The 12,852-nt window shown below is 72.1% G+C and carries 6 protein-coding genes; 4 read left to right on the forward strand and 2 right to left on the reverse strand.

The window, feature by feature from the left end:
* Positions 1 to 191 precede the first annotated feature (191 nt).
* Together hrpA and AB0N03_RS39045 are read left to right on the forward strand one after the other, a co-directional pair.
* On the forward strand, positions 192 to 4,085 hold the full coding sequence (gene hrpA / locus AB0N03_RS39040) for an ATP-dependent RNA helicase HrpA (protein ID WP_364383186.1): 3,894 nt from the start codon (positions 192 to 194) through the stop codon (positions 4,083 to 4,085).
* A gap of 102 nt (positions 4,086 to 4,187) precedes the next feature.
* On the forward strand, positions 4,188 to 5,954 hold the full coding sequence (locus tag AB0N03_RS39045; protein ID WP_364383189.1) for a sialidase family protein: 1,767 nt from the start codon (positions 4,188 to 4,190) through the stop codon (positions 5,952 to 5,954).
* A gap of 83 nt (positions 5,955 to 6,037) precedes the next feature.
* On the opposite strand, the gene AB0N03_RS39050 is transcribed toward AB0N03_RS39045, so the two are convergent.
* Positions 6,038 to 7,726 carry a bifunctional 3'-5' exonuclease/DNA polymerase gene (locus AB0N03_RS39050; protein ID WP_364383191.1) on the reverse strand — a complete coding sequence of 563 codons (1,689 nt, stop codon included), beginning with the start codon at positions 7,724 to 7,726 and terminating at the stop codon, positions 6,038 to 6,040.
* 151 nt (positions 7,727 to 7,877) lie between these two features.
* Between AB0N03_RS39050 and AB0N03_RS39055 the strand changes: the two genes are divergently transcribed.
* Entirely contained in the window at positions 7,878 to 9,512 is a 1,635-nt protein-coding gene (locus tag AB0N03_RS39055) for an acyl-CoA synthetase (RefSeq protein ID WP_364383194.1), read from the forward strand.
* Here AB0N03_RS39055 and AB0N03_RS39060 read toward each other — a convergent pair.
* Positions 9,507 to 9,875: a nuclear transport factor 2 family protein gene (locus AB0N03_RS39060; protein ID WP_364383197.1), complete on the reverse strand. Its 369-nt coding sequence runs from the start codon at positions 9,873 to 9,875 to the stop codon at positions 9,507 to 9,509. The two genes, AB0N03_RS39055 and AB0N03_RS39060, sit on opposite strands and share 6 nt — an antisense overlap.
* Here AB0N03_RS39060 and AB0N03_RS39065 point away from each other — a divergent pair.
* Positions 9,874 to 12,837, forward strand: coding sequence for a LuxR C-terminal-related transcriptional regulator (locus tag AB0N03_RS39065; RefSeq protein ID WP_364383200.1), 2,964 nt, complete (start codon positions 9,874 to 9,876; stop codon positions 12,835 to 12,837). The genes AB0N03_RS39060 and AB0N03_RS39065 overlap by 2 nt on opposite strands.
* Positions 12,838 to 12,852 lie beyond the last annotated feature (15 nt).

A 12,852-nucleotide genomic window follows, 5' to 3' on the forward strand; every position in this document is an offset into this window, starting at 1 on the left:
CCCGGCCAGCAGGGCTGACGCTCGTCCCGAGCGCCCCACTGTGGCCTTGGTTGCGTTCAACGCACCCAAGGGCCCCTTCGGTGCGTTGAACGCAACCAAGGCCACATTGGGGCGCTGGTCGGTGGGCCAGGTCACGCGACGGGGATATTGAGAGGCCGGCCTCGTCACGCACGGCTATCCTTGGCCCAAGCATGTCCACGTCATCCCCTTTCGAAGCGCTGCGTGCGCGCCTGCCCGAGCTGATGCCGCGTGACGAGCAGCGGCTGCGCCGGCGGCTCGACGGCGCCCGCAAAGCTCGCGATCGCGACGCCGCCCTCGCGCAGCTCTCCGCCGACATCGACAAGGCCGAGCTGCGCATCGCGTCGCGCCGCGAAAGCGTCCCCAAGATCGAATACCCCGAAGAGCTGCCGGTCAGCAAGCTCAAGGACGAGATCGGCGCCGCGATCGAGAAGCACCAGGTCGTGATCGTCGCGGGCGAGACCGGCTCGGGCAAGACCACCCAGCTGCCGAAGATCTGCCTCGAGCTCGGCCGCGGCATCCGCGGCCAGATCGGCCACACGCAGCCGCGGCGGCTGGCCGCCCGCACGGTCGCCGACCGGATCGCGAGCGAGCTGAAGACCGAGCTCGGCGACGCCGTCGGCTACAAGGTGCGGTTCACCGACCAGTCCGGGCAGGACACGCTGGTCAAGCTGATGACCGACGGCATCCTGCTGGCTGAGATCCAGACCGACCGCTCGCTGCGCCAGTACGACACGCTGATCATCGACGAGGCCCACGAGCGCAGCCTCAACATCGACTTCATCCTCGGCTACCTCAAGCAGCTGCTGCCGCGCCGCCCCGACCTCAAGGTGATCATCACCTCGGCGACGATCGACCCCGAGCGGTTCTCGAAGCACTTCGACGACGCGCCGATCGTCGAGGTCTCCGGCCGGACCTACCCGGTCGAGACGCGCTACCGGCCGCTGGTGGACCCCGAAGATCCCGAGGGCGACGACGAGCGCGACCAGACGCAGGGCATCCTCGAGGCCGTCGAAGAGCTGTGCGCCGAGGGTCCGGGTGACGTCCTGGTGTTCCTCTCCGGCGAGCGCGAAATCCGCGACACCGCCGACGTGCTCAACCGGGCGAACCTGCGGGGCACCGAGGTCCTGCCGCTGTACGCGCGGCTGTCGGCGGCCGATCAGCACCGCGTGTTCCAGCAGCACACCGGACGCCGGGTGGTGCTCGCGACGAACGTCGCCGAGACGTCGCTGACCGTGCCGGGCATCAAGTACGTCGTCGACCCGGGCACCGCGCGGATCTCGCGCTACAGCCACCGCACCAAGGTGCAGCGCCTGCCGATCGAACCGGTGTCGCAGGCGTCGGCGAACCAGCGCAAGGGCCGCTGCGGCCGCACGTCCGACGGCATCTGCATCCGGCTCTACTCCGAAGCGGACTTCGAGGCGCGGCCCGAGTTCACCGACCCGGAGATCCTGCGGACCAACCTCGCGTCGGTCATCCTGCAGATGACGTCGCTGGGGCTGGGCGACATCGCGGCGTTCCCGTTCGTCGAGCCGCCGGACCGCCGTCAGGTCGCCGACGGCGTCGGGCTGCTGCAGGAACTCGGCGCGTTCGACAGTGCCGCCGCCAGTTCGTCGGACCGGCGGCTCACCGACACCGGCCGCAAGCTCGCGCAGCTGCCCGTCGACCCGCGGATGGGCCGGATGGTGCTGGAGGCCGCGAAGAACGGTTGCGTGCGCGAGGTCATGATCATCGCGGCGGCGCTGTCCATCCAGGACCCGCGCGAGCGGCCGGCGGAGAAGCAGCAGGCGGCCGACCAGCAGCACGCGCGGTTCGCCGACCCGACGTCGGACTTCCTCGCCTACCTCAACCTCTGGGAGTACGTCGCCGAGCAGCAGAAGGCGTTGTCCGGCAACCAGTTCCGCCGGATGTGCCGCGCCGAGTACCTGAACTACCTGCGCCTGCGCGAGTGGCAGGACATCTTCAGCCAGCTGCGGCAGCTGGCCAAGCCGCTCGGCATCTCGCTGAACACGAACACGGCCCCGGCCGACCCGCAGCGCGTGCACACGTCGCTGATCGCCGGGCTGCTCTCGCACATCGGCCTCAAAGACCCGGCGAAGGGCGACTACCTGGGCGCGCGCGGCGCCCGCTTCGGCATCTTCCCCGGCTCGGCATTGTTCAAGAAGCAGCCGCGGTTCGTGATGTCGGCGGAGCTGGTCGAGACGTCGCGGCTGTGGGCGCGGGTGAACGCCCGGATCGAGCCCGAGTGGGTCGAGCCGCTGGCCGGGCACGTCGTCAAGCGCAACTACTCCGAGCCGCACTGGGAACGCAAGCAGGGCGCGGTGATGGCCACCGAGAAGGTGACGCTGTACGGCGTCCCGCTGATCGCCGACCGCCGCGTCAACTACGGCCGGATCGACCCCGAGATGTCGCGGGCGCTGTTCATCCGGCACGCGCTGGTCGAGGGCGACTGGCAGACGCGCCACCACTTCTTCGCCGAGAACCGGGCACTGCTGGAAGAGGTCGAGGACCTCGAGAACCGGGCGCGGCGCCGCGACATCCTGGTCGACGACCAGACGCTGTACGAGTTCTACGACGCCCGCGTGCCCGTGGACGTCGTCTCGGTGCGCCACTTCGACACGTGGTGGAAGAAGACGCGCCACGAGCAGCCGGACCTGCTCTCGTTCGAGAAGTCCATGCTCATCAACGAGACCGCGGGCGGCGTCCGCGAGGGCGACTACCCCGACTCGTGGACGCAGGGCACGCAGGTCTTCAAGCTGACCTACCAGTTCGAGCCGGGCGCGGACGCGGACGGCGTCACCGTGCACGTCCCGCTCCCGGTGCTGAACCAGGTGACCGAGGACGGCTTCGACTGGCAGGTGCCGGGGTTGCGGTCCGAGCTGGTCACGCAGCTGATCAAGTCGTTGCCGAAGGCGTTGCGCCGCAACTTCGTCCCGGCGCCGGATACCGCGGCGTACGTCCTTTCGCGAGTGTCCCCTTCGGACGGTCCGCTGCTGGAGGTGCTCGGCCGCGAGCTGCGTGCGCTGCGCGGCGTCACGGTGCCGTACGCGGACTGGGACCTTTCTTCGGTGCCGGAGCACCTGAAGATGACGTTCCGGGTGGTCGACGAGCGCGGCAAGAAGGTGGCCGAGGGCAAGGACATCTCGCTGCTGCAGCTGAAGCTGGCGCCGAAGGTCCGGGAGACGATCTCGAAGGCGGCCAACAGTCTCGAGAAGGCCGGGCTGACGAAGCCCGACTTCGGCTCGTTGCCGCGGGTGTTCGCCTCGACGCAGCGCGGCCACGACGTCAAGGCGTACCCGGCGCTGGTGGACGAGGGCGCGTCGGTGGCCGTCCGGCTGCTGGACACGCCCGGGCAGCAGGAACACGCGATGTGGGCGGGCACGCGGCGGATGCTGCGGCTGAACCTGAGCTCGCCGATGAAGTTCATCACGCGGTCGCTGTCGAACTCGTCGAAGCTGGTGCTGAACCGGAACCCGCACGGCAGCGTGGCGGCGCTGCTCGAGGACTGCGTCGACTGCGCGGTGGACTCGCTGATGGCCGCCGGCGGAGGTCCGGTGTTCGACGAGACCGGCTTCAAGGTGCTGCTGGAGAAGGTCCGCGCGAGCCTGCACCCGGTCGTGCTGGACGTGCTGACGGACGTCGAGAAGATCCTCCGCGCGGCGAACGACGTCGAGGTGGCGTTGCCTTCGACGCGGGGTCCGGCGGAGTCGCTGTCCGATATCCGGGCCCAGTTGTCGGGCCTGGTGTACCCGGGTTTCGTGACGGCGACGGGTGCTTCGCGGCTGCGCAACGTGGTGCGGTACCTGCAGGGGATCTCGCGCCGGCTGGAGAAGCTGGTTTCGGAGCCGACCCGTGACCTGCAGCGGACGGCGGACATCGCGTGGATCACCGGCGAGTACCGCGAGGCGCTGGCTTCGCTGCCGCCGGGAACGTCGTCACCCGCGCTGGACGAAGTGCGGTGGATGATCGAGGAGCTGCGGGTTTCGTTCTTCGCGCAGACGTTGGGGACGGCGCACCCGGTATCGCTGAAACGGATCACGAAAGCCATCGACGACGCTCTGGCGTGAGGTCCGCCTGGTATGTCCGGCTCCGAACTTCCGTCGGTTGACCGGGCGCAGGTCGGCGTCAAGCCTAGGACGGCTGAAGACCTCCTGGGAAAGGACCTTCCGATGTCCTCGGGTGTTTCGTCCGCCAAGCGCAGAATCTTCGCCACGCTCACCGCGCTCGTCCTGCCGCTCGCCGTCGTCCTCGCGCCGGCCGCGCACGCTGCCGGCGGCGGGTCGCCGCTGCCGGTGGATCCGCTTCACAGCAAGCACAAGATCGCGGCGGAGGCCCGGCACGACGTGCCGAATCCGCTGCTCAAGGAGCGCTTCGCCGAGGAGGAAGAAGAGGACGGCGACGATCCGGCGCTGTCCGCGCTCTGCCAGACCTACCTCGGCAAGCCGAACCCCTACCGGCCGCTCGCCCCCAACAACGACGTCATCGCCGGCGACACGATCGTGCCCACCGGCAGCCAGACCGGCTGCAGCACCGCCCAGAACGAGACGACCATCGCCGTCAACCCCGAGAACCCGCGCAACATCGTCGCCGGTTCGAACGACTACCGGCTCTACAACACCCGCGAAGCCCGCAACGACTCCGGCGGCTTCGCCTACACGTCGTTCGACGGCGGCCGGACCTGGGCGAACGTCCAGCTGCCGCACCTCGACTTCCCGACCGGGGCGCCGGCTCCGCTGTCCTACATGGACGCCGCGGGTGACCCGGCGGTCGCCTTCGGGCCGCACAACACCGTCTACTACGCCACGCTCCTGTTCAGCCGGGCGGAGGTTCCCGAGGACCAGCAGCTCGCCAGCGGCATCGCCGTGTCGGTGTCCCACGACGGCGGGCGCAGCTTCGGCGACCCGGCGATCCTGCACCTCGACGGCGTCACGCCGGCCGGCACGCCGACGCCCGCGAACATCTTCAACGACAAGGAGTGGATCGCCGCCGACCCCGTGTCCGGCGACGTCTACGTGACCTGGACGCAGTTCACCTACGACGCCGACGGCGCGTTCATCGAGTCGCCGATCGTGCTGTCGAAGTCGGCCGACTTCGGCCGGACGTGGTCGCCGATGCGCCGGGTTTCGCCGTCACTATCCGGTTTCCACGGCGGGATCACACCGTACGGCAGCGGCTCGAACCCGGTCGTCACCCGCGACAAGACGCTCCAGATCGCCTACGAGACGTCGGTGTGCGCGACCGCGGCGTGCGACCAGCCGGCCGATCACGACGCCGTCGTCGTCGCGACCTCACGGGACGGCGGACGGACTTTCCGGCACACGGAGGTGGCGCTCGACTTCGACTTCCCGGTCGACGAAGACGTCGCCAACAACGCGCTGACCGGGGAGAACTTCCGCGTCAACAGCTTCCCGCAGCTGACCTACGACCGCGTGACCGATCACCTGTGGGTGACTTGGGCCGACGACCGCAACGGCGTCTACCGCGACGGCGAGTCGGTCAAGACGAACGGCGACGCGTTCTTGAGCGGGTCCGACGGACGGCACGGCTGGTCGAAGCCCGCGAAGATCGGCACGGGCGCCGACGAGGTGTTCCCGGCCGTCGCGGCGCTGGCCGGACGCGTCGCGGTCACGTTCTACACCCGCGCCTATGACCCGCACGGCATCGGCCTCGACTACGCCTACGCCACCGGCTGGGGTGACCGCCTGTCCCCGATCCGCCGGATCACGACGCAGACGGCGAATCCGCAGGTGCAGTTCGTCGGAACCGGTGCGGTGACCGGCAAGGAGCTGCAGGGGGTGTTCATCGGCGACTACACGGCGACGGCCGTCGGCGCCGACTTCCGGCTGCACCCGTGCTGGACCGACTTCCGCGGCAACCCGGGCAAGACACTGCCGAACCAGGACGTCGGCACGCAGACGCTCTCGATGTTCGGCTGACGGCCGACACGCGTACCCGGCCGGCCGACACCCGGGCCCGTCGTGTCGTCCATCCGGGTACGCGTGTCGTCCGTTGCGGTCGGCTACTTCGCGTCGGCGTAGGTGTCGACCGGGGCGATGTGCAGCGGGAAGCGGACCGGGCAGGCCGGCCCGAACAGCATGCGCGCCGCCTCCGCGATCGAGCCCGTGATGGCGGACGACACCTCCTCCGCCAGTGGAGCGGGGGTGTGGACGATGACCTCGTCGTGCTGGAAGAACACCAGGTGCGCCGGGTCCGGGAGGCGCCGGCGCAGCGTGGCCAGCATCACCGCCGTCATGTCGGCCGCGCTGGCCTGGACGACGAAGTTGCGCGTGAACCGGCCCCAGCCGCGTGACGCCCGGCGGGCTTTCAGCTCCCCGGCCTCGTCCGATGCCAGCCCGCCGGTCAACGCGCGCCAGGCGGCCGAAGGCGCGGGGGACGTCCGGCCCAGCCGGGAGCGGACGCGCTCGCCGCGCTCGCCCGCCTGCGCGGCGTGCTCCACATAGGACACCGCGTCCGGGAACCGTTGGCGCAGCAAGGCGAGCAGTGGTCCCGCTTCGCCGGACGTGCCGCCGTACATCGCCGAGAGCATCGCGATCTTCGCGCGCGCCCGGTCGTCCCGGTCGTCGTCGGCGGCCGGGACCCAGCGGGCGCCCGAGAACAACGCTTCGCCGAGCCGCGCGTACAGGTCCGTCGCCGCCGCGACGTCGGCCAGCCGGCGATCGCCCGACAGCGCCGTCAGCACCCGCGGCTCCAGCTGGGCCGCGTCGGCCACCACCAGCTTCCAGCCCGGGTCCGCGCGCACGCACGTGCGCAGCACCTTCGGGATCTGCAGCGCGCCGCCGCCGCGGCTGGCCCAGCGCCCGGACACCACGCCGCCGACGACGTAGTGCGGGCGGAACCGGCCGTCGGTGACCCATTCCTCGAGCCAGGACCAGCCGTTCGCCGCGTGCAGCCGGGACAGCTCCTTGTACTCCAGCAACGGCCCCACCGCGGGGTGATCGATGCCCTTCAAGAGGTACTTCCGCGCCGCCGGGACCTCGATCCCGGCGCGCGCGAGAGCCTTGACCACGCTCGGCGGCGAATCCGGGTTGACCGGCCGGCCGCCGAACGCCTCGCTGATCCTCGCCGCCAGCTCCACCAGCACCTTCGGCCGCTCGCCGGCGCGCACCCGCGGCCCGAGCCGGGAAACCAGCAGCTCCTCGTGCAGGTCGGCGCGCCACGGCAGGCCGTCGGCCGACATCTCCACCGCGGCCAGCGCGCTCGCCGACTCCGCGGCGAGCAGCAGCCGCAGCCGGTCCGGGTGCTCGGCCGCGGCCACCCGCCGGTCCTGTTCCGCGAGCACGCGCCGGACCGCCGTGACGACCGTCACGCCCGCGGGCAGCGTCGGCACCCGCGTGTCGAACAGCGTCGGCTGCGCCAGCTCGACGTCCGCGGAGTCGGGCGGCGGCTCTTCGCCGTCGGCCCTGGCCCAGGCCGCGCGCAGGCTCCGCGACTGCCCCTCCTGACCCTCGTACGCCAGCAGCAACCCCTCCGCCAGCGCGAGGTCGTAGCAGCGTTCGACCCGCAGCCCGGCCGCCACGAGCACCGGGTACACCAGCTCCACCGACGGGAACACCCAGCGCGGCCGCAGCGACGTCTCCAGTTCCCGGGCGAGCGCCACCAAACCCGCTTCGTCCAGGCCGCTCGCCGTCGACGATGGCGAGTGCACGGTGAAGCTCCCGTCCTCCTCCCGCCCGGCGATCACCTGCACGAAGACATCATGACGGCCACCACCGACAGTTTCGGGCCGGACGCGGCTGGTGCGTTCGGCCGAAGGTTGGGCTACTCTCCAGTAGCTCCCATACCGCCGGTACGCCCGCCGTCGGCATGAGCTCCCATCCCGCAGCAACGGAGGTGCCTGGATGAGCCTGGTCGAGCTCGCCACGCAGGTGGCGGACAAGGTGGCGGAGACGGCGCGCAGCGTGGATGTGATGCGGCGGGCCGGTCTCGTTCCCTTTCCCCGGCTCGACGAGGGGGTCCGATCGCTCGTCGCGCTCCGCAAGTTCGGCCCGTTCGCCGGCGCGAACCACATCTCCGCCCGCCGCGACCCGACCGCCGTCGGCATCGTCGACGAGCTCGGCCCGCTGACCTACAAGCAGCTCGACGACCAGTCGAACGCGCTGGCCCGGGCCTGGTCCGAGCGCGGGATCAAGCCGGGGCAGGTCGTCGCCGCGCTCTGCCGCGACCACCGCGGCCTGGTGATCACGATGGCCGCGTCGGGCAAGCTCGGCGTCCGGCTGCTGCTCATGAACACCGGCTTCGCGAAGCCGCAGCTGGCCGACGTCGCCAAGCGCGAGGGCGTCACCGCGCTGGTGTACGACCAGGAGTTCACGAACCTGCTCGACGCCGTCCCCGACGGCGTCGAGCGTTACCTGGCCTGGGTCGACCCGGACAGCGACCTGACCGACCGGGACGTGCCGGTGCTGTCCGAGATCATCGCCAGCACCGACGACCGGCCGTGGCCCGCGCCGGCCAAGCCGGGCGGTTTCGTGCTGCTGACCAGCGGCACCACCGGCACGCCGAAGGGCGCCCCGCGGCCGCACACCTCGGCGCTGGCGTCGGCCCAGTTCCTCGACCGGATCCCGCTGCGGTCCAACGAAGCCACCTACATGGGCGCACCGCTGTTCCACGGCACCGGCCTCTCGCAGTTCATCCTCTCCTTCGCGCTCGGCTCGAAGGTCGTGATGCGCCGCAAGTTCGGCCCTGAAGAGACGCTGCGTGGCGTGGCCGAGCACCAGTGCACGGCGCTCGTGCTGGTGCCGACCATGCTGCAGCGCATCGTCGACCTGCCGAAGGACGTCCTGGCGAAGCACGACACGTCGGCGTTGCGCATCATCTTCGTCGCCGGCTCGTCGCTCTCGCCGGACCTCGGCAACCGGGCCAACGAGGCGTTCGGCCCGGTCGTGCACAACCTCTACGGCTCGACCGAGGTCGCCGTGGCGACGGTCGCGACGCCGGACGACTGGGCGAAGGCGCCGGGCACGGTCGGCCGCGCGCCGGTCGGCTGCAAGGTCGCGCTGTACGACCCGGACGGCCGTCGCGTCACCGAGCCGCACGTGACCGGCCGGGTGTTCGTCGGCAGCGGCCTCAGCTTCGGCGGCTACACCGACGGCCGCCACAAGGAGATCATCGACGGCCTCCTCTCCAGCGGCGACGTCGGCCACTTCGACGAAGACGGCTTGCTGTTCATCGACGGCCGCGACGACGAGATGATCGTCTCCGGCGGCGAGAACGTGTTCCCGATCGAGGTGGAGAACCTCCTGGTGGAGCGCGAAGACGTCCTGGAAGCGGCGGTGATCGGCGTCGAGGACCCGGAGTTCGGGCAGCGGCTCAAGGCGTTCGTGGTGCGGGCCGACGGCTCGGACCTCGACGTCGACACGGTCCGCGAGTACGTCAAGGCGAACCTGGCGCGCTACAAGGTGCCCCGGGACGTCGAGTTCCTGGACGAGCTGCCCCGCAACGCGACCGGGAAGGTGCTGCGGACCAAGCTGTCATGACCCGCGCTGGACGTTGACGATCTGCCAGCCGCCGTCCCGGCGCGCCGCCACCACCGTGCAGCCGGCGCCGTCGCGGTGACCGGTCGCCACGCCGACCGACGGCGTCACCCGCAGGTCCGTCCACCGGAACGCGCCCGCGGGAGTGCGGCCGGGCCACGCCTCGCGGTCGAGCACGCGCCCGTCCGGGCCGTCGCCGCGGAAGTCCGCGGCCAGGAAGGCCGCGGTGCCGGCGCCGCGGGCCTCGGCGTCCCGCCAGCGGGTCAGCAGCTCTTCGAACGTCTCCACGAAGACGAAGGTCGCAGGCGCCGCGCGCCGGGACATCTGCCACCTGGCCGAGATCCGCTGGCAGACTGGCCGGGCCATGACCCAGACGAACCTCCGCCCCGCCGGCACGGTCACGATCCGGTGCGCCGGTGACGCGCCCCCGGCGGTCTTCGCGACGCCGGAAGAAGCGCTCGCGACCCTCACCGGCGGACCCGCCGCCGTCCACACCGGCGAAGCGCTGGTCCGCGACGACGGCACGCCCACCGGACCCGCCGTCCGGCGCTGCGCGCAGCTGCGGGAGCTGGCCACCGACGGCCGGACGCTCGTCTCGGCGCAAGCCGCCGCGGTCCTGACCGGCGTCACCCTGCACGACCTCGGCGTCCACCGGCTGGCCGACCTCACCGCGCCGGAGCGGGTCTTCCAGCTCGGCGGCACGCCCGCGCCGCTGCGCTCGCTCGACGCCGTCCCGAACAACCTCCCGGTGCAGCTGACCGGGTTCGTCGGCCGCGAGACCGAGGCCGGCGAGGTCCGGGGACGGCTGGCCGGCGGCCGGCTCGTCACGCTCGCCGGGCCGGGCGGCAGCGGCAAGACGCGGCTCGCCGCCCAGGTCGCGGCCGCGGCGGCCGGGCGGTGGCCCGACGGCGTGTGGTGGGTCGAGCTCGACGCCGTCACCGGGCGCGGCGAGGTCGCCGAACTGGTCGCCGCGACGCTCGGCGTGCCGGTGGAACCGCACGCGGGTGCCGCCCGCTCGGTCGCGACGGAGCTGCGTGACCGGCGCGTCCTGCTCTGCCTCGACAACTGCGAACAGGCCCTCGACGGCGTCGCGGACCTCGCTGTCGAACTGCTCCGGACGTGTCCCGAGGTCGCCGTGCTGACGACCAGCCGGGAACCCCTCGGCGTGCCGGGGGAGACGGTGTGGCGCGTGCCGCCGCTGGCCGTCGAAGAGGCCGTCGCGCTCTTCGTCGAACGGGCCGGCGCGGTGCGGCCGCTGTTCACTTTGGACACTTCGAGCGCGGCCGCCGTCCGGTCGGTCTGCACCCGGCTCGACGGCATCCCGCTGGCCGTCGAGCTCGCCGCCGCGTGGCTCGGAACCCTTACCCCGCACCAGATCGACGCCGGCCTCGACGACCGGTTCGCGCTGCTCACCCGCGGCCCGCGCGGGGTGCCCGCGCGGCAGCGGACGCTGGCCGCGTCGATCGCCTGGAGCCACGACCAGCTCGAAGACGAGGATCGCGCGGTGTTCCGCCGGCTCGCGGTCTTCGCCGGCGGGTTCACCCTCGACGCGGCGGGCGGCCTGGCCGCGCTGCCCGCGCTGGGCCGGCTGGTCGACAAGTCCTTGGTGCTGGCCGAAAACGGCCGCTACCGGCTCCTGGAGACCCTGCGCGAGTACGCGGCGGCCCGGCTGGCCGAGGCGGGCGAGGCCGACGCCGTCCGCGATCGCCACCTCGACCACTTCCTCGCGCTCGCCGAAGCGGCCGAACCCGACCTCGACCGGGACAAGGACGCCTGGCGCGCGCGGATGGAACCGGAGCGCGACAACCTGCGCTCGGCCCTGGAGTGGGGGCTGGCGCGGGAAGATCCCACGCGGGGGCGCCGGCTCGCCGCCGCCGTCGCGTGGCTGTGGAACCTGCGCGGCCGCGGCCACGAGGGCCTGGCGTACCTGAGGCGCGCGGTCGCGCGGTGCCCGGACGAGCGTTCGCCGCTGCAGGCCCGGCTGCTCACCGGAATCGGGCTGGTCGCGGACACGACGGCGCCGTTCGACGTCGAGGCCGCGCGGCTGGGCCTGGAGATCGCCACCGAGGTCGGCGAAGCGGGGCTTCGCGCGCGCTGCCTCTCCCTGACCGCTCTCGGGCACCTGTACACGGACTTCGACGCCGCCTGGGACCTCGCTCTCGAAGCGGAGAAGGTCGCCGAAGCCGCCGAAGACGGCTTCGCGCGCGACAGTGCGTTGATGCTGCGCGGGATCGTCCTGCACGCCCGCGACCGGCACGACGAAGCCGAGCCCTTACTCGCCGAAGCGACCGAAGGGCTCCTTCGCCGGGGCGACCGCGGGCTCGCTTCGACGGTCCTCAGTGCCCGGTCGGCGAGCGCGCTCGCGTCGGCGGACCTGCCGCTGGCCCGCGAACTCGCCGAGCGCGCCGTCGAGGTCGCGGCGCCGCTCGGGGACTTCCACCGGGTCAACACCACGCTGTGCCGGCTGGCGATGGTGCACTGCCTGGCCGGCGAGGTCGACGCCGGGTTCCGCGTGATGGAACCGTTCCTGCGGCTCCTCGAAACCGCGGGGGACGTCTTCGTGCCCGGCATGGCCGGGGTGATGGGCGAGCTGCACCGGCGTCGCGGCGAGTTCGAGGAGGCCACGAGCTGGTTCGAGCGCGAAGCCATCCCGGGGACGTACATGGCGTCCCAGGGGCTCGCCGAACGCGGTGCCGTACTGCGGTCGCTGGGCCGGACCGGCGAGGCCGCGGAGGTGCTCGCCGCCGCCGTCGACCTGAACCGGCGCTGGGGCCTGCGGTCGGCCCTGGCCGACGCCCTGGACCAGCAGGGGTACCTGGCCGGGCCGGAGCAGGCCGCCGAGCGGCACCACGAGGCGTTGACGGTGCGCGTCGGCCACGGACTCCGCCTGGGCGTGCTGGCGAGCTTGGACGCGTTGACCACGCTGCTGGCCCGCACCGGCCGCGAGGCCGACGCGGCCCGGGTGCACGTCTCGGCCTCTCACGCCCGTGCCGACCTGGGCTTTCCACGTCGGTTCGAGGAGCAGGAGGAGCTGGACGCGCTCGGGCTCGCTACGGACGAGGAGCCGATGGGCCTCGACGACGTCGTCGCGTTCGTCCGCCGGACGCGGGGTGCGCGCGGCCGCCCGTCGAGCGGCTGGGGAGCCCTGACGCCGACCGAGCTGGAGGTCGTGAAGCTCGCGGCCGAGGGCTGCACGAACCCGGAGATCGGCACCCGGCTGTTCATGAGCCGCGGCACGGTGAAGACGCACCTCGCGCACGTCTACGCCAAGCTGGGCATCGCGAACCGCACCGAGCTGGCCACCGTGGCGGCCGCGCACCAGCGATAGGGACGACCCCTCGGG

Origin of the sequence: Amycolatopsis sp. NPDC051061, assembly GCF_040682935.1 — a bacterium.
Lineage (GTDB): Bacteria > Actinomycetota > Actinomycetes > Mycobacteriales > Pseudonocardiaceae > Amycolatopsis.

What these genes read in the sequence shown, in the direction of transcription:
- hrpA (WP_364383186.1), top strand. Translation starts at nt 192, where the DNA reads ATGTCCACGTCATCCCCTTTCGAAGCGCTGCGTGCGCGCCTGCCCGAG.
- AB0N03_RS39045 (WP_364383189.1), top strand. Translation starts at nt 4,188, where the DNA reads ATGTCCTCGGGTGTTTCGTCCGCCAAGCGCAGAATCTTCGCCACGCTC.
- AB0N03_RS39055 (WP_364383194.1), top strand. Translation starts at nt 7,878, where the DNA reads ATGAGCCTGGTCGAGCTCGCCACGCAGGTGGCGGACAAGGTGGCGGAG.
- AB0N03_RS39065 (WP_364383200.1), top strand. Translation starts at nt 9,874, where the DNA reads ATGACCCAGACGAACCTCCGCCCCGCCGGCACGGTCACGATCCGGTGC.
- AB0N03_RS39060 (WP_364383197.1), bottom strand. Translation starts at nt 9,875, where the DNA reads ATGGCCCGGCCAGTCTGCCAGCGGATCTCGGCCAGGTGGCAGATGTCC.